Origin of the sequence: Bradyrhizobium macuxiense, assembly GCF_001542415.1 — a bacterium.
Classification (GTDB): Bacteria; Pseudomonadota; Alphaproteobacteria; order Rhizobiales; family Xanthobacteraceae; genus Bradyrhizobium; species Bradyrhizobium macuxiense.
Genome location: NZ_LNCU01000081.1, coordinates 1 through 21,111, shown reverse-complemented (window position 1 = coordinate 21,111; position 21,111 = coordinate 1). Strand labels below are relative to the sequence as shown.

21 protein-coding genes are annotated in these 21,111 nt (G+C 64.1%); 8 read left to right on the top strand and 13 right to left on the bottom strand.

Features of this window, described 5'->3' with window-relative positions; genetic code table 11:
• Nucleotides 1-119: 119 nt before the first annotated feature.
• Nucleotides 120-572 carry a (2Fe-2S)-binding protein gene (locus AS156_RS23345; protein ID WP_066509123.1) on the top strand — a complete coding sequence of 151 codons (453 nt, stop codon included), beginning with the start codon at nt 120-122 and terminating at the stop codon, nt 570-572.
• 1 nt (nt 573) lies between these two features.
• Entirely contained in the window at nt 574-2,889 is a 2,316-nt protein-coding gene (locus AS156_RS23340) for a xanthine dehydrogenase family protein molybdopterin-binding subunit (RefSeq protein WP_066509119.1), read from the top strand.
• Between the two features lie 357 nt (nt 2,890-3,246).
• Here AS156_RS23340 and AS156_RS23335 read toward each other — a convergent pair whose 3' ends face one another.
• The 3 genes from AS156_RS23335 to AS156_RS23325 all read right to left on the bottom strand — a co-directional run bounded on the left by AS156_RS23335 (nt 3,247) and on the right by AS156_RS23325 (nt 6,156).
• Complete coding sequence (locus AS156_RS23335; protein WP_066509117.1) at nt 3,247-4,977, bottom strand: methanol/ethanol family PQQ-dependent dehydrogenase; 1,731 nt, start codon at nt 4,975-4,977, stop codon at nt 3,247-3,249.
• Between the two features lie 66 nt (nt 4,978-5,043).
• On the bottom strand, nt 5,044-5,691 hold the full coding sequence (locus AS156_RS23330) for a QcrA and Rieske domain-containing protein (protein WP_082747688.1): 648 nt from the start codon (nt 5,689-5,691) through the stop codon (nt 5,044-5,046).
• A gap of 129 nt (nt 5,692-5,820) precedes the next feature.
• Nucleotides 5,821-6,156, bottom strand: a complete 336-nt coding sequence (locus AS156_RS23325) for a hypothetical protein (RefSeq protein WP_066509115.1) — start codon at nt 6,154-6,156, stop codon at nt 5,821-5,823.
• A 50-nt stretch (nt 6,157-6,206) separates the two neighbouring features.
• Between AS156_RS23325 and AS156_RS23320 the strand changes: the two genes are divergently transcribed.
• On the top strand, nt 6,207-7,187 hold the full coding sequence (locus AS156_RS23320) for an RluA family pseudouridine synthase (protein WP_066509445.1): 981 nt from the start codon (nt 6,207-6,209) through the stop codon (nt 7,185-7,187).
• A gap of 216 nt (nt 7,188-7,403) precedes the next feature.
• A complete protein-coding gene (gene rpoH / locus AS156_RS23315) occupies nt 7,404-8,300 on the top strand; it encodes an RNA polymerase sigma factor RpoH (protein ID WP_066509113.1) in 897 nt (298 codons plus the stop codon).
• A 270-nt stretch (nt 8,301-8,570) separates the two neighbouring features.
• Here the strand turns inward: rpoH and AS156_RS23310 are convergent, their stop codons facing one another.
• The 7 genes from AS156_RS23310 to AS156_RS23280 all read right to left on the bottom strand — a co-directional run bounded on the left by AS156_RS23310 (nt 8,571) and on the right by AS156_RS23280 (nt 14,982).
• The gene (locus tag AS156_RS23310) at nt 8,571-9,026 is read right to left on the bottom strand and encodes a lipocalin-like domain-containing protein (protein WP_066509111.1); all 456 of its coding nucleotides are present in this window, start codon (nt 9,024-9,026) and stop codon (nt 8,571-8,573) included.
• 5 nt (nt 9,027-9,031) lie between these two features.
• Complete coding sequence (locus AS156_RS43450; protein WP_201456092.1) at nt 9,032-9,970, bottom strand: hypothetical protein; 939 nt, start codon at nt 9,968-9,970, stop codon at nt 9,032-9,034.
• Nucleotides 9,971-10,146: 176 nt separating this feature from the next.
• Complete coding sequence (locus AS156_RS23300) at nt 10,147-11,007, bottom strand: L,D-transpeptidase (protein WP_066509439.1); 861 nt, start codon at nt 11,005-11,007, stop codon at nt 10,147-10,149.
• 239 nt (nt 11,008-11,246) lie between these two features.
• Nucleotides 11,247-11,867, bottom strand: coding sequence for a peptidoglycan recognition protein family protein (locus tag AS156_RS23295; protein ID WP_066509107.1), 621 nt, complete (start codon nt 11,865-11,867; stop codon nt 11,247-11,249).
• Nucleotides 11,868-11,903: 36 nt separating this feature from the next.
• Nucleotides 11,904-13,124, bottom strand: coding sequence for a GGDEF domain-containing protein (locus AS156_RS23290; RefSeq protein ID WP_066509105.1), 1,221 nt, complete (start codon nt 13,122-13,124; stop codon nt 11,904-11,906).
• 626 nt (nt 13,125-13,750) lie between these two features.
• Complete coding sequence (locus AS156_RS23285; RefSeq protein ID WP_066509103.1) at nt 13,751-14,362, bottom strand: LysE family translocator; 612 nt, start codon at nt 14,360-14,362, stop codon at nt 13,751-13,753.
• A 212-nt stretch (nt 14,363-14,574) separates the two neighbouring features.
• Nucleotides 14,575-14,982 carry a response regulator gene (locus AS156_RS23280; RefSeq protein WP_066509099.1) on the bottom strand — a complete coding sequence of 136 codons (408 nt, stop codon included), beginning with the start codon at nt 14,980-14,982 and terminating at the stop codon, nt 14,575-14,577.
• A 145-nt stretch (nt 14,983-15,127) separates the two neighbouring features.
• On the opposite strand from AS156_RS23280, the gene AS156_RS23275 reads away from it, so the two are divergent.
• Nucleotides 15,128-15,985 carry an SDR family NAD(P)-dependent oxidoreductase gene (locus tag AS156_RS23275; protein WP_066509097.1) on the top strand — a complete coding sequence of 286 codons (858 nt, stop codon included), beginning with the start codon at nt 15,128-15,130 and terminating at the stop codon, nt 15,983-15,985.
• Between the two features lie 246 nt (nt 15,986-16,231).
• On the opposite strand, the gene AS156_RS23270 is transcribed toward AS156_RS23275, so the two are convergent.
• The 3 genes from AS156_RS23270 to AS156_RS23260 all read right to left on the bottom strand — a co-directional run bounded on the left by AS156_RS23270 (nt 16,232) and on the right by AS156_RS23260 (nt 18,563).
• Complete coding sequence (locus tag AS156_RS23270; protein WP_066509095.1) at nt 16,232-17,080, bottom strand: FRG domain-containing protein; 849 nt, start codon at nt 17,078-17,080, stop codon at nt 16,232-16,234.
• Nucleotides 17,081-17,275: 195 nt separating this feature from the next.
• Entirely contained in the window at nt 17,276-18,082 is an 807-nt protein-coding gene (locus tag AS156_RS23265) for a lytic murein transglycosylase (protein WP_066509090.1), read from the bottom strand.
• 70 nt (nt 18,083-18,152) lie between these two features.
• Nucleotides 18,153-18,563, bottom strand: a complete 411-nt coding sequence (locus AS156_RS23260; RefSeq protein WP_082747699.1) for an ester cyclase — start codon at nt 18,561-18,563, stop codon at nt 18,153-18,155.
• A gap of 251 nt (nt 18,564-18,814) precedes the next feature.
• Here AS156_RS23260 and AS156_RS23255 point away from each other — a divergent pair, with 251 nt between their 5' ends.
• From AS156_RS23255 to AS156_RS23245, 3 genes are all read left to right on the top strand, one after another.
• Nucleotides 18,815-19,282 carry a CHAT domain-containing protein gene (locus AS156_RS23255; RefSeq protein WP_066509088.1) on the top strand — a complete coding sequence of 156 codons (468 nt, stop codon included), beginning with the start codon at nt 18,815-18,817 and terminating at the stop codon, nt 19,280-19,282.
• Between the two features lie 289 nt (nt 19,283-19,571).
• Nucleotides 19,572-19,808, top strand: coding sequence for a hypothetical protein (locus AS156_RS23250; RefSeq protein ID WP_066509087.1), 237 nt, complete (start codon nt 19,572-19,574; stop codon nt 19,806-19,808).
• A 192-nt stretch (nt 19,809-20,000) separates the two neighbouring features.
• The gene (locus AS156_RS23245; protein ID WP_066499663.1) at nt 20,001-21,104 is read left to right on the top strand and encodes an ISAs1 family transposase; all 1,104 of its coding nucleotides are present in this window, start codon (nt 20,001-20,003) and stop codon (nt 21,102-21,104) included.
• The last annotated feature ends 7 nt before the right edge of the window (nt 21,105-21,111 follow it).

The following is a 21,111-nucleotide window of genomic DNA, read 5'->3' as shown; positions in this document are numbered from 1 at the left end:
GCAATTCAGCTCACCGACATCTTGGCAAACAAACATCAACGCGGCCAAAGGGCGAATGGAAGATGTTCCGTCCCCCGGCGCCGCACCGGTCAATAGCTTAAGCAGAGCGAGGACAGACCATGATCAAACTAAAAATCAATGGCCAGGAACAGAATTGGGACGGCGACCCCGATCTTTCGCTACTCTGGTATCTCCGCGACGAGGCCGGCCTGACCGGCACCAAGTTCGGCTGCGGCCAGGCGCTGTGCGGTGCGTGCACCGTGATCGTCGACAAGGAGGCGGTGCGCTCCTGCATCACCTCGGTCTCCGACGTGGTCGGCCGCGAGGTCACCACCATCGAAGGCCTGCATCCGAGCGGCGATCATCCGGTGCAGAAGGCCTGGCGCCAGGTCAATGTTCCGCAGTGCGGCTTCTGCCAGGCCGGCCAGATCATGCAGGCCGCAGCGCTGCTGGACCAGAACCCGAAACCCTCGCACGACCAGATCCGCGAAGCCATGTCGGGCAATATCTGCCGCTGTGGCTGCTATCAGCGGATCGAGAATGCCGTGCACCTCGCATCGACGGGGGTGTGACATGAATATCCGCACGAATCCCAGCAAGCTTCGCGGCTTCGAGAAGCACGTGAAGGTCGAGAACGTTTCGCGCCGCAGCATCCTGAAGGGCCTCGGCATCGCCGGCGGCTTCGTGCTCGCCGCACCCGTGCTGTCGCGGCCTGCCTTCGCCTACGAGACCGGCGCCGGCAAGATGCCGCATGGCGTCGTGGTCGATCCGCGCGTGTTCGTGGCGATCGCGCCTGACGGCGTCGTCACCATCGTGGCGCACCGTTCCGAGATGGGCACCGGCGTCCGCACCAGCCTGCCTTTGATCGTGGCCGAGGAAATGGACGCCGACTGGTCGCGCGTCCATGTCCAGCAGGCGCATGGCGACGAGGTCAAGTACGGCAACCAGGACACCGACGGCTCGCGCAGCACGCGGCATTATCTGATCCCCATGCGCCAGATCGGCGCCGCGGCGCGCACGATGCTGGAAGCCGCCGCGGCCAAGAAATGGGGCGTGCCGGCGAGCGAGGTGAAGGCGCAGAACCACGAGGTCGTCCACGCCGCGAGCGGACGCAAGGTCGGCTTCGGCGATCTCGCGGCCGATGCCGCCAAGGAACCGGTGCCTGATATCAACAGCCTCAAGCTGAAGGAGGCGAAGGACTTCCGCTATCTCGGCAAGGGCGAGGTCGGCATCGTCGACCTGCACGACATCACCACCGGCAAGGCGGGTTACGGCGCCGACGTCCGCCTGCCCGGGATGAAATACGCCGTCATCGCGCGGCCGCCGGTCACCGGCGGCAAGGTCAAGTCGTTCGACGACAGCGCCGCGACCAAGGTGCCCGGCGTCGAGAAGGTGATGGAGGTCAAGGGCTGGCCGTGGCCGTCGAAGTTCCAGCCGCTCGGCGGCGTGGCCGTGATCGCGCGCAACACCGGCGCCGCGATCAAGGGCCGCGACGCGCTGAAGGTGGTCTGGGACGATGGCGCCAACGCCAAATACGACTCGGTCGCCTATCGAGCGACACTCGAGGAAGCCGCACGAAAACCCGGCCTCGTCGTGCGCAAGGACGGCGATGCCGAGGCGGCGTTGAAGAGCGCCGACAAGGTGATCACGGCCGAGTACTATCTGCCGCATCTCGCCCATGTCAGCATGGAGCCCCCGGTCGCGGTCGCCGACGTCAAGGGCGACAAGGCCGAGATCTGGGCGCCGGTGCAGAGCCCCGGCGGCACCCGCGAGGACGTCGCCAAGACGCTCGGCATCCCCGAGGACAACGTCACCGTCAACGTGACGCTGCTCGGCGGCGGCTTCGGACGGAAATCGAAATGCGATTTCGCGCTTGAGGCGGCGCTGCTCTCGAAGGAACTCGGCGCGCCGGTCAAGGTGCAGTGGACCCGTGAGGACGACGTCCATCACGACTTCCTGCACACCGTGTCGGTCGAGCACATCGAGGCCGGTCTCGACAAGAACGGCAAGGTGATCGCGTGGCTGCACCGCAGCGTGGCGCCGACCATCGCATCCACCTTCGCGGCCGGCGCCAACCACGCCGCGCCGTTCGAGCTCGGCATGGGCCTGATCGACAATCCGTTCGAGATCGCCAATCTGCAGTGCGAGAATCCGGAAGCGGCCGCATACACGCGCATCGGCTGGTTCCGCTCGGTGTCCAACATCCCGCGGGCATTCGCGGTGCAATCGATGGCCGCGGAGATCGCGCATGCGACCGGCCGCGACCAGAAGGACATGCTGCTGGAGCTGATCGGAAGCCCACGGATCGTCAACCTGTCCTCGGTGAAGGATCCCTGGAACTACGGCGAGCCCTATGACAGCTACCCGATCGACACCGCGCGGTTGCGCAAGGTGGTCGAGCTGGTCGCCGACAAGGGCGAATGGGGCCGCACCGTGCCGAAGGGCCACGGTCTCGGCATCGCCGTGCACCGCTCTTTCGTCAGCTACATCGCGACCATCGTCGAGGTGGCCGTCGACGAGAAGGGCAAGCTCACCGTTCCACGGGTCGACACCGCGATCGATTGCGGCACCTATGTCAACCCGGAGCGGATCCAGTCGCAGATCGAAGGCGCCGCGATCATGGGGCTGAGCCTCGCCAAGTACGGCGAGATCAGCTTCAAGGACGGCAAGGTGCAGCAGAGCAATTTCGACGACTTCCCGGTGATCCGGATCGACGAGTCGCCTGTGATCACCAACGTCCACATCGTGCCGCCGCCGGCCGGCATTCCGCCGAGCGGCGTCGGCGAGCCCGGCGTGCCGCCGTTCGCGCCGGCCCTGGTCAACGCGATCTTCGCCGCCACCGGAAAGCGCATCCGCAACCTGCCGATCGGCAAGCAGCTGGAGACGTGACGGTGGAGCGTTAGGCGAAACAAACGCGTGATCCGTCTCGGACGCTCGCGAGCAGCCAAGCTCGCGGGCGTTCTTTTGGTCTGGTCATTGCGAGCGAAGTGAAGCAATCCATTCCACGAAGCCCAGCGCCTGCGGAGAGATGGATTGCTTCGCTGCGCTCGCAATGACGGGGACATAGCGAAAAGCGGACCGGGAAGCGGCGGTCTCCCCAGCCGCCGCTTCCCGATCGCATCGCCCCCTGTCGGTGAGAAGCGTTTTCGAGCGAAGTGGACACCGGTTCGCGTGAAGAAAACGCGTCAAAACAAAGAGCGCGAGGGCTTTGGTTCTGATCAGACCAAAGCTCTCGTCGCCCGAACGTTACTTCTTGTCGAGCGCAAAGACCCAGACAACGCCGCCTTGCGGCACGTTGTTCTCGAAGCCTGCAACCTTGCCGGCCAGCGCATCCTGGATGCGTTGCGCGTCGACGCCCCAGCCCGACTGCACCGCGATGTACTGCGTGCCGTCGACCTCATAGGTCATCGGCATCGCCATGATCCCGGAGTTGGTCTTCTGCTCCCACAACAACTCGCCGGTCTTGGCGTTGAAGATGCGGAAGTTCCGGTCATTGGTGCCGCCGGCGAGAACGAGGTCGCCCGCGGTCGCGGTCACGGCGCCAAACAGTTGCGAGGTCTTGAAGTCGTGATGCCAGACCTTCTTGCCGGTCGCCGGGTCCCACGCCTGCAACTCGCCGAAATGATCGGCATTGGGCGCCGGCGTCAGTCCGATGTCCTCCGGCTTGGTGCCGAGCCAGAGCTGGCCGGGAACCAGCGGCGTCTTCTCGCCGGTGAAGCCGCCGCAGAAATTCTCGTTGGCGGGAACGTAGACCAGCTTGGTGCTCTGGCTGTAGGCCGCCGACGGCCAGTCCTTGCCGCCCCACAGTGACGGGCAGAACTCGACCCGCTTGCCGAGTACGGGCTTGTGATCGGGATCGAGGATCGGCCGGCCGGTCTCGGCCTCGATCCCCTTCCAGACATTGGTCTTCACGAACGGCCAGCCCGCGACATAGTTGATCTTGTCCGGCGTGCGCTCGAGCACCCAGAAGATCGCGTCGCGGCCCGGATGGACCAGGCTCTTGAACGATTTCCCGTCGCGCTGCATGTCGACCAGCATCGGCGCGTCGACCTCGTCCCAGTCCCAGGAATCGTTCTGGTGATACTGGAAGTGAGTCTTGATCTTGCCGGTGTTGGGATCGAGCGCGAGCACCGAGCTGGTGTAGAGGTTGTCGCCGGGATGCATCGAGCCGGGCCATGGCGCGGCGTTACCGACGCCCCAATAGACCGTCTTGCTGTCCTTGTCGTAGGTGCCGGTCATCCAGGCCGATCCGCCGCCCGACTTCCAGTCGTCACCGCTCCAGGTGTCGTGGCCCGGCTCGCCCTCGGCGGGGATGGTGAAGGTGCGCCAGAGCTCCTTGCCGCTGTTGGCGTCGTAGGCGGCGACATAGCCGCGCACGCCGAACTCGCCGCCGGAGCCGCCGACGATCACCTTGCCGTCGACCACGAGCGGCATCAGGGTCATGTACTGACCCTTTCTGTAGTCCTGCACCTTGGTGTCCCACACCGCCTTGCCGGTCTTGGCGTCGAGCGCGACGACGTGATCGTCCGTCGTCGCGAGATAGAGCTTGTCCTCCCACAGGCCGACGCCGCGGCTGGTCGGATGCAGCTGGAACAGATCTTCGGGGAGCTGACGCTTGTAGCGCCAGTATTCCTCGCCGGTCTTGGCGTTGAGCGCGATCACCTGTCCCATCGGGGTCGCGACGAACATCACGCCGTTGTTGACGATCGGAGGCGCCTCGTGGCCCTCGAGAACGCCGGTGGAGAAGGTCCACACCGGCTTGAGGTTCTTGACGTTGGAGGTGTTGATCTGATCGAGCGGACTGTAACCCTGTCCGTCATAGGTCCGGCGATAGAGCATCCAGTTGCCGGGTTCGGGATTTTCGAGACGTGCTGACGTCACCGGACTGTAGTTTTCGATCGGCCCTGCGAGAGCATATGTCGAGACGAGACACGTGAACGCGACGCAGCCCGATAATAACAACTGCTTCCTTGTCATGAGATGCTACCTCCCTGCTCTGTTTTATTTTTTCAGTTTTGGTCATGCAGAAATCCCGAAGCGGCCTCACCCTCCCTGCTGGACACCCACCTTTCCGACGAACGGTGCTGCAACCGTGATGGCGCCGTCAGCGACAGTCAGCGGCAACGCCGCGAGGCGCCGCGGCGCCGGCCCGAACACCACCTGCGCATTCTGCCGCGGGTCGTATTCAGAGTTGTGACAGAGACATTTGAAGACGTTCTTGTCGCCCTGCTCTTCCTTCACCCAGGCGGTGATCGGACATCCGGCATGCGAGCAGATGACGGAGTAGCAGACGATGCCGTCAGGCGCGCGGGCGCGCGTGGTATCGTCCAACTCGTTCGGGTCGAGCTTGACGAGCACGACCTCGTTCAGCCGCGAGCCCTTGCGGACGACGGCGCTTTTCGGATCCTTCGGCCAGGCGCGGATCGGTGGTCCGCCAAGCGTCAAATCATCGGCCTTGATGACCTCGCCCGCCTTGTCGCCTTCGGCGCGCACCAACTGGTCGGCCTTTTGCGGCCGGTCACTGGCGCCGGGCTGCTCATCGTCGTCAGCGGCAGCGGGATCGATCGCGGCAAGACAGGCGCAACTCGCCAGCGCCGTCAGCAGCGCGCGACGCGTCGGGTTTGCGCAACAGGCTGAGTGTTCGGACTCACCGATCGGTTCGACTGAAGCGTTGGGATTGGACTCCGACATGACGCAAGCTGAACGTGCAACTCAGCCGAAAAGATGGCGGCACACGTTCTGGGTGCGACAACGCAAGTGCAAAAATACTTTGCAGCTCTTGGTTGATCGATGGACTTCCGATGCTCGCGATCGCGTCGCTCAGGGTTCGGTGACGAAGGTCAGCCTGCCGACAGGTTTCAACGTCTTTGCATCAAATGTGCGAATCTCGGTGGTGCCGCCTACATCAAGTGTCACGACCAGCCGTTCGCCGGCGATGCCGGTGGAGAGGATGCGGGCGCCTTTCGGCAGTGCAGCGGTGACATCGGATACGGAAACGGGGCTTCCCTCGCTGCGATAAAGGCGGTAGCCGATGGCAATCAACACGACGGCCACGGCCAGTGCCGAGGTCAGGCCCGCGATCAGCATCATGCGCCGCACCCGCGCGATCAGCGCGGCCTGGTCGGGGGTCGGTTCGGTCACAGCGGTGTCGGTCATCACAAGGCTCTATATCTTTGCAACAAGTCTCTTCGAATGGCGGTCGGAAGCTGGAGGTCATCGTCGCGGGCGACGAGGGCTCGGCCCGGCTCGACCGCGTGCTCGCGCAACGCACCCCCGAGCTGTCGCGGTCCCGGCTGAAGGCGCTGATCCTCGCCGGTTCCGTGACCATGAAGGGCGCCGCCGTCCGCGACCCCGCTTATCATGTCGCCAAGGGGGATACGATCATAATCGACGTGCCGGAGGCAGCCCCGGCCGAGCCCCAGGGCGAGGACATCGCGCTCGATATCGTGTTCGAGGACGACGACATCATCGTCATCGACAAGCCCAAGGGCCTCGTCGTGCACCCGGCGGCCGGCCACGCCACGGGAACGCTGGTCAATGCGCTGATCGCCCATTGCGGCACCAGCCTGTCCGGGATCGGCGGTGTAAGGCGACCTGGCATCGTGCACCGCCTCGACAAGGACACGACCGGGCTGATGGTGGTCGCCAAGAACGACCAGGCGCACCAGTCGCTAACCGCGCAGTTTGCCGACCATGGCCGCACCGGGCCGATGCAGCGCGGCTATATGGCTTTCGCCTGGGGCGTGCCGAACCGGCCTCACGGCACCGTCGATGCCCCGATCGACCGTCACCCATATGCTCGGGAGAAAATGGCCGTGCGCGAGGGCGGCCGCGAAGCGATCACCCATTTCGAGGTCCAGCAAAGCTTCGCCGGCCGCGACGGCAAGCCGGTCGCCTCCCTGCTCGCCTGCCAGCTCGAGACCGGGCGGACCCATCAGATCCGCGTGCACCTCGCCCATATCGGCCACCCCCTACTCGGAGACTCCGTCTACGGCCCTCACTTCAAGACCAAGGCCGGACATCTCGGACCGGAGGCCCAGGCGGCACTGGCCGCCCTGGACCGGCAGGCGCTGCATGCCTATCTCCTGGCTTTGGAACACCCTCGCACCGGGGAACTTTTGCACTGGGAGGCGCCTCTGCCGGAGGATTTGCTTCTCCTGCAACGCGCGCTGACAGCGGCGGTATGACGCACCCCCTGCTGAAAAGCTGATTTATGACAGTAGGTTATAGCTGGCACACGGGGACGTGACGTCAGCAATCCTTCCCTATCACGGACAGTTTGGTGTATGTTGCACCTGCGTTGAATATCCAACGCGGAACATCGCAGCACGGCCGGCTTTAACCCAGCGGCCGCCTGCCGGGCCCGCCGCTATCGGGGGCCTGAACCACTGGAGGGCGCTAGAATGGCCCGTACAGCTACGTTACCGGTCCTCAACGGAGAATCCGGTCTTTCCCGATATCTCGCCGAGATTCGCAAGTTCCCCATGCTGGAGCCCCAGCAGGAGTACATGCTCGCCAAGCGTTGGCGCGAGCATGATGATCGCGACGCGGCGCATAAACTCGTCACCAGCCATCTCAGGCTCGTGGCCAAGATCGCCATGGGCTATCGCGGCTACGGCTTGCCGATCTCCGAGGTCGTCTCGGAAGGCAATGTCGGCCTGATGCAGGCGGTGAAGCGATTCGAGCCCGAGAAGGGCTTCCGTCTCGCCACTTACGCCATGTGGTGGATCAAGGCGTCAATACAAGAGTACATCCTGCGGTCCTGGTCGCTCGTGAAGATGGGCACCACCGCGAACCAGAAGAAGCTGTTCTTCAACCTGCGCAAGGCGAAGAGCAAGATCTCCGCTCTGGAAGAGGGTGATCTCCACCCCGACCAGGTGAAGCTGATTGCGAAGCGCCTCGGCGTGACCGATCAGGACGTGGTCGAGATGAACCGCCGCCTCGGCGGCGACGCCTCGCTCAACGCCCCGATCCGCGACGACGGCGAAGCCGGCGAATGGCAGGACTGGCTGGTCGATACCTCTCCGAACGCCGAGGCCTTGATGGCCGAAAGCGAGGAGTTCGATCATCGCCGGCAGGCCCTGAACGGTGCGATCGGCGTGCTCAACGCACGCGAACGCCGCATCTTCGAGGCGCGGCGCCTGGCGGACGAGCCGATGACGCTGGAAGACCTCGCCGCCGAGTTCGGCGTGTCGCGCGAACGCGTGCGGCAGATCGAGGTCCGCGCGTTCGAGAAGGTGCAGTCGGCCGTCAAGGGCACGATCGCCAAGCAGGAAGCCGCGCTGGAGGCCGCGCACTAAGCGCGGCGGAACAGCCGACAGTTACGAAAGCCGGCGGAGACGCCGGCTTTTTTTGTTTTTGCAAAGTGGTGCTCGACGCGCACCGCGATCCAGGCATGTCCCCCTAAGTCCGTCTGCCGACCAATGTCGCCGTTAGAGCATGATCCGGAAAAGTGTGAAGCGGTCCTCCGAAAAGATCATGCTCAATCAAAAAGCTAAAGCGCGATGATGATCCCGGTCCAGGGTGCGGGTGAAGCGGACTTTCATCTGGGACGGCCAAAAATAGGGTGGCTACGTCGCGCGCCGGAAGATAGTCGCTGCCACTCCGCCACCCGACGCGTGCGGGTCTGTGAAGCGTAGCTCATCCCCGGCGATGACAAACGAGCGCTTGTTGTTCTTTCCCTCCCAGTTCGGAAATGTCGCGCGCTCGATCTGAAACGTGAAGCTCTTGTCCGCCTCATCGACGATGTAAGTGCCGAAATGAGCCAGGCTTCCGGCTACGACTGCCTCATTCTCATCTGCGGTGCCCGTGGAACGGTTACCCGACACGAATTTGGGCAGGTCAGCCGCGATAAAGATTATCGAATATCGTCCGTTCGCATCGAACACCAGCAAGCCCTTTGCATTTGGGCCATAGGCATCGGACTTTTTGCCGTCCCGCTCGGTGACAACGGAAACCAGGGTCCATGTGCCTATCAGGTTCTTCGCGTCGTAACTGACCGAGGGGTTGGACTCAGGCGTGACCATGATCGCTATTCTCCTTTTCGTCCGCTGAGGGCCCCGTTGAGAACAGAACCTCTCGCAGCAACGAAGGCACGGATGATTTGAGGAGTCAGATAGATTGGCAATTGAGCTAGAGCAAAGTAGAGCCATGTCAGTTCGGGCAGAGGTGATCCGTACTGGGCAGCAGCCATAAGCCCGACATTGCGATGGCCTGTCGCAAAACCCGTTATGAAAGCTTCGTCCGCGCCCATGCCGCGAAGCACGCCCATGGCGATGCCCAGACTGCCGAGCGCGACAATGAAAGCGATTGCGGACAGGCCGAGCAGCAGGAGCGGCTCGCGGAATATCCTGACGACGACACCATCGAACATGGCAAGACCAAACAGTGCAAAGACCAGCAGGTTGATGCCGGCAAGTTCGTGGCGATACACCTCGAGACGCGCGCGTCCGAGCCACAGTCTTAGACTGGCCGCGGCTAGCGCCGATCCGCCGACCATGACGAACAGGTTGCGGCCGAGGACGAAGCTATCGACGGGAATGGCTGTCCCGGCAACCCAGCTTACGAGGAACGGCGCGGTGAACGGTTGGATCGACATCGTAGTCAGCAAGAGCAGAACCGGGAAGGTCACCTCTATGCCGAGCACCACCGCCACCGCCGGGGTGGCCATGATCGGTGCGGCTCCGGCCTGCAAGCTCAACGCCAGAACGAAACCGGGATCGAACCGGTCTCGACCGACCACGTTCAAGATCGCCCAGAACAGGGTCGGAACGACCAGCATCACCCAGCCCGTTGCGGTCAGCAGTCTGAGAGGCCGTGTGAACTCTTGCCTTGCATGGCCCAGATCAAGCTGGGCAAACGCATTGACGAGGAATACCGCGATCATCAACGGCAGCCCCGGCCTGAGCGCTACACCCAACCCCGGAAAAATCACGGGAACGAACGCACCGACGCACAGCGCGATGCTCATCCCCCTCGCGCCTTGCATCCCCACAACAGACAGCAGGGTTCGCAGCCTGCACATCCATGTTCTCCCTTGCAAGGATATTATTGCACATCGGCCACGCGATGTCCGATTTGGGTCCACAAGCTGAATTGAAACCGATGGCTTGAATGTCTGCTTGTTCTCGGTTGTATACCTAGGACCTACCGGCTCTCGGCCATCTCCAGTCCAGACGACAGCATCTGCGTGTTGGTTGCGGAGGGTCGGTTCGACGGCGATGCCGGGTCCGGTGCTCGGGAGGCGACGTCGGACGGCATTCCCTGGGACGGTCGGTGGGCCGCGGCTGCCGGAAGCACGATCACCTTCGCTCCGACTTTCACCCGCTCATAAAGATCCACAACGTCTTCATTGGTCAGCCGGATGCATCCGGACGAAACCCGCTTCCCGATCGTATCGGGCTTGTTGGTGCCGTGAATTCTATATTCGGTCTCGCCCAGGTACATCGCCCGAGCGCCGAGCGGATTGCCGGGACCGCCTGCCATAAAACGCGGCAGATAAGGCTGACGCAAAAGCATCTCTGCAGGCGGGCGCCAATCCGGCCATTCTGTCTTGCGAGCCACGGTCTGTTCACCGGACCACGTGAAGCCTTCGCGGCCAACGCCGATGCCGTAGCGCATCGCTTGGCGGTCGTTCAGAACGAGATAAAGAAATGTGTTCCCGGTATCGATGACGACGGTGCCCGGCGTCTGGTGACTGACGTAGTCAACCGCCTGCCGAACAAATCTTCCGGGAACGTCAGCGACTTTGGGTGGTTCGACCAGAGGTGTCGGAGTCGAGACTGGAGCCGGAGCTGACGTCGACACATGAACCGGAGCTGAGACGTGAGCCGTAGTGGACGGTGCCAGGACCTGGTGCGCGAACGGCCTGGGTATCGGTTGAACGCTCGCCGGGCGAGACAGCCAACCGTACCCCAATGCGGCGGCGGCCATGACGCCAATCGCAACTCTTCCGACCACCGGCAGCGCGAGCGTCTCTGTCTTTCCGCGTTTGGCTCGCTTACCCATTTCTTTCTCCAGGTTCATACGCCTGGAGGGGGGTAACCGGCAGATTTTAACAAACGTCGAAGCGATTTCACTCAGGCTGGAAATCGTTGGGCGTCGTTAACGCCATTTTTGGAGTAGCTTTCTCACCAACTCCACCGTCTTCCTCCGCGAAAGCATAGCTTTAGCGGAGGCGGCAAGCCGGGCGATGGCGGCTGTTGCTGGGCCGAGCGTGCTCGTCCAGGCATGACGACGTCCCGCCCCTACTCGCCCCACTGCCGCGCCATGGTCGCGAGCGCGCAGCCTTCGCAGTAGCGGGCGTCCTTGAAGTCGATCCAGTTGTGGGCATAGACGTGGTCGAGCGGGATGCCGTAACGCACGCGCAGCACCTTCACCAGCACCCGCCATGCGGCGATCTGGGCATCGGTCGCTCCCTTCGTGACATCGGGGTAGTTGCCGGCGAACTCGACGCCGATCGAGGTGTCCTTGTTGACCTGGTGATAGGTCTTGCTGTTGTCGATATATTTGTTGTCGTTGCGATCGGCGCCATCGGTGTGGGTCGGCACCAGATTGTCGGCGATCGCCCAATAGACCGTGCCGTCGGTTTCGACCCAGACCATGACGCCGCGCCGGGTCGGGTTCTTGTGCTGCTCGGTCGCGCCGTAGCGCGCCGAGCCGGCCGGGCCCTCGGTCTGGTGCACGATGATGTTGCGCCAGGGATGGGACTTGGCGACGTCGCCCCAGGGCGACAGCCAGACCATCTTGAGGCCGGGGATCTCGGGTGTGCCCGCCGACCGCGCGATCGCCGCGAGGTCGGGCGTCGCGGCGAGAGCAGCAGACGGGAGTGCCAGCACGAGCAGTGCGGCGAGCAGGCGAAGCATCATGCGGACAGGCCCGGTGTCACGACACGATAGCATGGCTCACGCGGTCTCGCGCAGGGCGGCCTCCATCAGCGCCGTCACCTCGGGCGCCGGTACAGGCTTCGGCTCATAGGCCGCAAAGCCGTTCTTGCCGCCCTTCTTGGCCTCGTAGAGCGCATGGTCGGCGGCCGCGATCAGCCGATCGGGGTGCATGCCGATCTCGCGGGTCCACTGCGCGACGCCGATCGAGACCGCGATCGGAATGTCCTTGCCGGAGCACTGCTCGGCATCGGCGCGGCACACTTCCAGCACGCGGCGGGCGATCATCGCGCCCTCGCGCAGCGTCGAGGACGGCAGCACGATGCAGAACTCGTCGCCGCCGGTGCGGGCGAGCATGTCGCCGGGCCGCAGCCGGGTCTGCGCCATCAGGGTGAAGTGCTGCAGGCAGGCGTCGCCGGCGGCGTGGCCGAAGGTGTCGTTGATGGCCTTGAAGCCGTCGAGATCGATCACCAGCAGCGCGAAGGATTCACCGCTGCGGTCGGAGCGCGCGCACTCCTCGGTCAGCCGTCGCACCAGCTGACGGCGATTGCCGACCCCGGTGAGATCGTCGAGCAGCGCAAGATCGGCGACCTCGCTGCGCAGCCGGTCCATCGCCATCAGCAGGAAACCGAAGTTCAGCGCCATCGACAGGAACACCAGCACGAGGACCAGGAGCGCCTGGGTCTCGTTGAAGCTGACAAACGCGAATGTACCGGGCTGGAGCAGCCCGCCGACGAGGCGCAGCGCATAGATGCCGATGATCACGGAGGCGACGATACCGGCGAGACGGGCGCCGGGGCTGACGCGCCCGTTCTCGGGCGACAACAGCAGCCTCAGCGTCAGCGCAAACGGCGCGGCCTGCGCGCATGTGTAGATGAGGGTGCGCATCACCATGCTGTCGTAGGCGAAGGCGAAGACGCCGAGGCCGGCACAGGCGAGCGAGGTGGTCAGCACCGCGCCGCGCCAGGACACCGGCTTGCCGTAGAACCGCTCGATCCCCATCGCGGCAAGACATGCGGCGAAAACCATCAGCGTGCCGGCGACGAACAGCGGCAGCATCGAATCCATCATCACCACACGGAGCATCGCGCAAGAGGCGCCGGCCGCCGCGGCAAAGGCGGACGCGGTCCAGAACCGCGCCGCGCCGAATGCCGGATAGCTGTGCGCCACATAAGCCCAGATCAGGCCCAGCGCGAGAAAGTTGATGACGAACACCGTCCAAAGCGTCGGAACGCTCAGCATCGCCTTGTCCGAGACCGTCTCAAGTCCCGCCTCCCCTGTGATCGAACCGCCGCCTCAAGGCGCTCCTCCGACGACAATCCCCGTTGTCTTGGCCGAGAGAATGCGGCGCCGCCGCTTAACGGACTCTCACCTGCAAGCCGGCAATCCAAGCTGTGGTTTTGAATTGATGAAGACGCGCGGGGGCGGCGTTTGCGCGATGTTAAGCATGACGGATTCGACGCCGCCGTTGCCGGCCCGCGATCAACGCGACGAAAAGCCGGCGAAAACGCATAACAGCTGTGGATAACGTGATGACAGCGCCGTGACAGCACGCGGCAGTCGCCTGCGAATCTGCTGAGTTTGTCACCGAGGATGTTGTGAGGCTGGCCCTCCGCCAAACATGCCTCGGAAGTCGCGTTCAATTCCATGAAACCCTGAGAGGATACTATGGCTAAGAAAGCGAAGAAGGCGAAAAAGGCAAAGAAGGCCACCAAGAAGAAGGCCTCCAAGAAGAAGTAACGAATTCCCGCCCGGGTAGCGGTCCAAGCCCTGCCCGGGCACCCAGCCTGGAGATACCGGCTTCCAGCCGATCGGTTTGAACACAGCAGGCGCAAGGCCTGCTTTTTTATTGCCTGGATCGGCGCGCCTCAGCGCTCCGCGAAGGCGAGCTTGGCGCCGAGCACGGCAAAGCCGGCAGCGAAGCTCCGCCGGAGCCAGGCCATCACCTTCGGACGGGTGACGACGCGATCGCGCACGGAGGCCGCGAACAGCCCATAGAGCGCGAACACCGCAAAGGTCATCGCCATGAACACGCCGCTGAGCTCGACCATCCGCGTCAGCGGATGGTCCTCGTCGACGGCGATGAACTGCGGCAGGAAGGCCAGGAAGAAGATCGACAGCTTCGGATTGAGGATGTTGATCAGGATCGCGGTGACGATCACCCGCCCGCTCGAGCGCGGCTCGACCTCGGTGTTGACGGCAAGCGCACCATGCTCACGCAGCGCCTGCCCGGCCATGTAGAGCAAATAGACGACGCCGCACCATTTCAGCGCCGCAAAGGCAACCGCGCTGGTGTGCAGGATGGCGGCAAGCCCGAGCATCGCCGCCAGCATCTGCGGCACGATCCCGAGGGTGCAGCCGAACGCGGCAGCAATGCTCGCCCGCGAGCCCCGCGTCAACGCCACCGCCAGGGTGTAGAGCACGCCGGTGCCAGGCGAAGCGACCACGATCAGCGTGGTCAGCAGGAAGGACCATGTCATCTGGCGTCTCTCCATCGCGGAAGGACGACCCGCGGAGAGACCCCTACCCGAGCCGCGGTGGCCGCGATCGGGAGGACGAAACACACCGGCACGATGCTGGAGCACAGGCGGGACATCGCCCNCCCGCCAATATCACGCTGCTCCGGCAGGCGGAAGCAGCCCGTCACCGACCGGCCGATCGCCGGCGCTGACAACTTCGTTACGAGGATTCGTTATGAAGACCTGCGCGGCCTGCCGGCTCCGTGGATCGCCGAGGCCTTCATCTCGGCGACGCGGATCACGTCCAGCGGCGCCCAGGGCTTGGCCCAGAACATCGCGCCGTCCGGCAGGGATTGCCGCAGCGGCTTGCCCGAGGTGACGATGACGTCAAGGTCGGGATTGTATTGTTTCGCGGCGTGCGCGAGCTCGACGCCGGTCATGTGCCCGGCCAGTTCGACATCGGTCATCATCAGCACGACATCATCGCCGCTTCCCTGCAGCACCAGTTCGGCGGCCTCCGCGCTTTCGCAGGCGATGACGTCGAAATCGCTTTCCTCCAGCAGCAGGCCGATCATCGCCCGCTGCATCGGGTCGTCCTCGACCACGAGGGCCTTCGCGCGAATGGGTTTTGATTGTCCCATTGATGTACCTCCTTTCCTGATGGCCCCTGGAAAAAGGGACAAAGCGCGAAATTGCTGGATGGTTCGGTTCCAATTTGAGAAAAGCGAGAAAATCCGCCTTGTTCCCCGTATTGCCGACAACCCGATCAGACGGAGCTGACCTGACATGACCGCGATCCGTGGATCCGCCGCCGCCGTGACTGGAGCCGCGAGCGGCATCGGCCGCGCGCTCGCGCTTGAACTCGCGCTGCGCGGCTGCGATCTGGCGCTGGCCGACCGCGACGAGGCCGGCCTCGCCGCGGCCGCCGCCGGGATCACGAAAGCAAGCCAGCGCAAGGTCACCGCGCATCGCCTCGACGTCAGCGAGCCGATCGAGATCATGGCGTTCGCGGAAGCGGCCAGCGCCGCGCATCCGGCACTCAACATCGTCGTCAACAATGCCGGCGTCGCCCTGCTCGGCCAGTTCGCCGAGATCGAGCAGGCGCAGATGGAATGGCTGTTCAACATCAATTTCTGGGGCGTCGTGCACGGCACCCGCGCCTTCCTGCCGCAGCTTTCGCGGCAGCGCGAGGCACATATCGTCAACATCTCCTCGATCTTCGGCATCGTCGCCCCGCCCGGCCAGAGCGCCTATTGCGCGGCCAAGTTCGCGGTGCGCGGCTTCTCCGAAAGCCTGCGGCATGAACTCGCGATGGCGAACAGCCCGATCAACCTCTCCGTGGTGCATCCCGGCGGCGTCGCCACCAACATCGCGCGCAACTCGCGCACCGGTGCCGGCGTCACCGACAACGCCCGCCGCGCGCAATCGATCGAGCGCTTCGACGCGCTGGCGCGGACCACGCCGGCCGGCGCGGCGCTGCGCATCGTCGCCGGCATCGAGAAGAACCAGCCGCGCATCCTGATCGGCAACGACGCCCGCTTCATGGACCTCCTGCAACGCTTCCGCCCCGGCACCTACTGGAAGGTGATGCAGCGGCAGATCGAGAAGGCGACCGCGAAGGTGGCGGCGGTGACCGCCAAATAACCGGTGTCGTCCCTGCGAAAGCAGGGACCCATACTCCGCGGCGGGTGTAGTGAGCAGAACCCGTCGTTCCAGCATCGCTCAACAATAAACATCGGTGGTTATGGGTCCCTGCTTTCGCAGGGACGACAGCCAGTACGTTGCGCGAGTGGCGAGCCATACATCCGCATTATCGCGACGTGAGTTGCCCTTGCATCTCCGTTCCGTGGCCCACAGAAGAGAGGGTGCAGGGAAAGCCGGGTGCCGCGATCACCCACCCAACTGCCTCTTCACCCCAAGCGCCAGCCGGAACAGCGGATCGCTCCTCTCTGACGGATAGAGCGCGCTTCGCGCGACCTGCGGAAAATTGTCGCTCTTCCAGAACGTCGCCGGATTGAAGGAGAACTTCGCCACCAGCCGGCGGCCGAAATCCATCTCGTAGGGAAAATAGTTTTCCTTCTGCTGGTAGCCGGTCATGTCTGGATATTCGCCGAGCAGGTAACCCTCCTGGATATGCGGCCGCACCGCCGAGGGCGGGCAGACGCTGGAGAGGCGGACGATCTGGATGCCGGCCTCGGCGCTCGCGGTGATCGCGCCGCTCAAATTCGGCACGCCCAACACATAGAGGAAAGCGGTGTCGGTCTCCGCGAGCGAGGCAAAGGATGCGGCGATGCGGATCGAATGCGTGACGTCGAGCAGCGGCGTGGCGCAGGCCTCGTAGTGCTGCAGGATCGACCAGCGCAGCAGATGATGGCGCTTCAGCCGCTCAAGGCCGAGCAGCTTCGCTTTGGTATAGTCCGCGATCAGTATCTGCCCGGCGCGGTCCAGCGCCTCGAACCGCGTCACCAGCGTCGCGCGGTCCGGATTGCCGCGGCCGCCGCGAAACAGGGTCGGCTTCAGCGAGCTGTTGCCCTTGACGTTCCGGTGGTCGGCGCCCTGGCCGCGAAACAGCAGCACGTGATCGCGGTTGAGGAATTGCAGCTCGGCGATCTTGGTGGCGAGCTCCAGATAGGAGCCGACGCGATGGCCCGGCCCCTGCCGCACCGCCGAGTTCTTCGCGATCTGGCAGCCCTTGCGATCAAAGAACGACCAGATCTTCTGGCTGCCGATGGTTTCCATGGGAAGACCTGATAATGCGAGCCGTCATTGCGAGGAGCTCAAGACAAAATTGCGAAGCTATTTTGCGCTGAAGCGACGAAGCAATCCATCGTTCCACGTATGCCGAAATATGGATTGCTTCGCGGAGCCTGTCATCCGGCGGCGCTTGGCGCCGACCGGGTGGCTCGCAATGACGATTGAGGCAAAGCTGGGCTTTCACCGCCCCACGAGCCGATCCGCGAAATACCCGATGGTCTTGCGATAGATCACCGCCCTGTTCCACTCGCGCATCGCCTCGAAATTGGCGCTGCCCTCGTCATAGGGCGCGCCCATCTTGAAGCCGTTGCTGTGCAGGAGGTTCGCGGTCGAGGCCAGCACGTCGGGCACCGAGTGGCGAAGATCAACCCGGCCGTCGCCGTCGAAATCGACGCCATACTTGATGTAGGACGACGGCAGGAACTGGGTCTGCCCGATCTCGCCGGCATAGGCGCCGATCAGATCATTGAGACGGAGGTCGCCACGCTGCACGATCTTGAGCGCCGCGAGCAGCTCGCCCTGGAAGAGGTCGGAGCGGCGGCAGTCATGCGCCAGCGTCGCGAGCGTGCGGATCACCGGCAGCTTGCCCATGTCGCCCTTGCCGAAATCGCTCTCCAGTCCCCAGATCGCGACCAGGATCTGGCGCGGCACGCCATACTGCTGCTCGATCCGCGCCAGCAGCGCCGCGTGACGCTGCAACAGCGCGCGGCCGCCATTGATGCGCCCGGGCCCGACGCGGGTCGCGACATACTGTTCGAACGTCTTCTTGAAAGTGTAGCGCTGCCGCCGGTCGAAGGCGAGCACCCCGCCGTCCTGCTGCACATTACCGAGCGCCGAAGAGATCACATCCTGCGAGATGCCGGCGCTGGCGGCGTCCTGCGAGAATGACTGGACGAAGGTGTTGAAATTGCCGCCACAGCGGGCGGCGTAGGAAGGAGCGGCCAATACAAGCGCGCCAAGGAAAACGACCAAACGAAGTCTGAGCATGTTAATGTCCTGGAAAAGCCGCCTGCCGTGGATGATGCCACGCGTTTGACGTCGTGGTCAAAAGCGGACCTCACCCCTTCAGCTGCCTCTCCAGTCCCGCAAAATCGACCTCCGCCCAGCGCTCGGAAATCTTGCCGTCCTGAATCCGCCAGAACGTCATGCCGCGGAATTCGACGTGGTGGCCGGTCGGGGCGATGCCGCGCCAGGAGCCGCGGTGACGGCCGCGCCAGACGAAGCGGCCGGCGACGAGGTCGCGCTCGGCGACCAGGGATTCGGCGACCGCCGACAGATTGGCGAAGGCCTCGTGCATGGCGGCCGAGTGCGCGATCACCTCGTCGGCGCTCATCCGCTTGCCCACCGCGTGGTCGAAGAAGTCGGGCGCGAGCTGGGCACGGATCGCTTCGGGATCGTGGCGGTTGGTCACGGCGTCGTAATGCGCGAGCACGAGCGCCTTGTTGGCGTCGAGGGTGGCGTTGGACATCGGCTTATCGCTTCCCGAGGAGACTGGTTGCAAATCCGTCAGGATGCGCCTCATACGCGAATCGGCCGTGATGGTGCAAGTGACGAAGGTCAGAAATATCAGCGGCTTGCCATGCGACAAAGTGAACGCGCGAAATCTTCGCCGGTGGCTTCGTTTGGCGCTCGATATGAAAGCCGCTCCGGTGGGGAAACTTCGCGGCTCGCGCAGGTCTGCGGATCAACCGCCGCTGCCCGGCACCAAGACCGAGATCGATGCGATCGCCCGGCTCGCCCGCGCGCGGCGCGCCCGTCGAGATGCTGACCGGGGCCGGCGTCGGCGAACAGGCGCTGCGCGGCGCGATCGGCAAGGCGCGCATCGCGCATCTGGCGACGCACGGCTTCTATCACGACAGCCAGCCTGCCGGCCTCGACACGCTGTGGCAGAGCGGCATCGTGCTGTCGGGCGCGGGCGATCACCGGCTGCCGGTGCCCGACGACAGCGACGGCTATCTCTATGCCTTCGAATTGATGGACTGGGATCTCTCCGGCCTCGAACTGCTGGTGCTGTCGGCCTGCGAGACCGGGCGCGGCGACGAGAGCTTCGTCAGCGGGCTGCGCGGCCTGCCGACTGCGCTCGGCATCGCCGGCGCGCGGCGTGCGCTGCTCACGCTGTGGCCGGTCGCCAACGAAGGCACCGCGAATTTCGCCACGCGCTTCTACGAGCATCTGCGGAGGGCCTGACCTGTTCGGACGCGCCGCGCCGGACGAGGGGCGATGCGCGCGACGGCAAGATTCAAGGCGCAGCCGATCCCAGCGTGTGGGCGGCGTTCGTGCTGTTCGAGGGCTGAGGCCGACACCGGGCGCAACAGAACGGTGGGTATCTCGCCCGCCGTTGTCAGCTTGACATATCGCCGGACTACGTCGGGTCGCATCGCAAGGGCTTTCGCTGCCGGATTGCGCAGGGCAGCCCAGCGCGCAAGCGCGCGGGATTTGCTTTGACAGCCCTGCTCCGATCGAGGACAAGCCGCGCATGCCGAAAAAACCCGGGACCAATCCCAAAGGCGAATTCGCCTTCTTCAACGTCTTCTATGAAGACGGTTCGCAGCGCTCCAACCGCCGCGTGCCCTCCGAGCTCCTTGGCGGCCTCGACGGCGACGAACCGGCGCGCGCCTTCCTGCGCGACCAGGACCGCGAGATCGCCGAAAAAAGCGGCCGCCCGCCGCTCGAGATCAAGACCATCGAGCGGGTCGGGGTGAAGAAGAAGTAACGGCGCGACCTGGTCGCTGCATCGAAACTAGCTTGTGCTTGTGTCCCCGCGCTCCGTCAGCAACAGAGCAAGCGGCACCCCTCTCCCCACCCCCACAAGGGGCAGGGGAATCGCATATGGATTTACGCCGGCTATTGCATTGGAGAGCAAGAGAGATTCTGAAGACGACTCCTGGGTCAAGAAGGGGGTCGGATGCGCCAATTCAAGAAGGTTTTTGGTCGATTGCCGGACCCGCGGGCGGCCAATGCGAGGCACGATCTTTTGGAGGTGCTGGTCATCGCGCTGGCAGCAACGCTGTGCGGAGCGGAATCGTGCTCGGACATGGCGGACTTCGGAGCAGCGAAGGAGGAGCTGTTGCGGCTCTTCCTTCGGTTGGAGCATGGCATCCCGAGCCACGACACATTCAGCCGGGTTTTCCGCCTGCTCAAGCCACAAGCCTTCGAGAAGGTTTTCCGTCGTTTCATGGCGGCTTTTGCCAAAGCCAACGGGCTCAAGCTCACCGGAGTGGTGGCCGTCGACGGCAAGGCGTTGCGCGGCGCCTACGAGCGCGGCGGCAAAGCCACGCCGCTGCATCTGGTCAACGTCTTTGCGGTGGATGCCCGCATGGCTTTGGCTCAGCAGAAAGCGCCTGGTCGCAACGAGACGGCAGGCGCCTTGGAAGTGTTGGACCTTCTCAGTCTGGAGGGCTGCATCGTTACCGCCGATGCCCTGCATTGCAGCCGCGCCTTTGCCAGCGCCGTGCTGGAGCGAGGTGGCAATTACACTCTGGCGATCAAAGCCAACCGCGGCCCCCTGTTCAAGGCGGTTACGCAACAATTTGCGCGATCGGGCAGGCGCAGCAGTGCCGAGCAGATCGACCCCTCCAGCCACGATCGGCACGAGGCGCGGCGCGCCACCATCATGCGCAACACCAGCCTGGCTGCGCACCACGACTTCCCCGGCGTCGCAGCGGTGGGGCGCATCACCTCGCGCAGGCGTCTGCGAGGCCACCGGGCCGATGCACCGGTTGTACGCCACTATCTCTTGTCCAAATACATCTCCCCCAAGCGGCTGCTGCACATCACCCGCAGTCATTGGGGCATCGAGAACCAGCTCCATTGGGTGCTCGACGTCCATTTCGCCGAGGACGGCAATCGCGCGCGAAAGGACCATGCTCCCGAGAACCTCGCTACCCTGCGCAGGCTCGCACTCAATATCCTGCGAGCTCACCCCGACCGCGCCTCCATCCGGCGCAAAATCAAGCGCGCCGGATGGGATCATGCCTTTTTCCTCGGCATGCTCGGTCATATGCGATAGCCCTGCC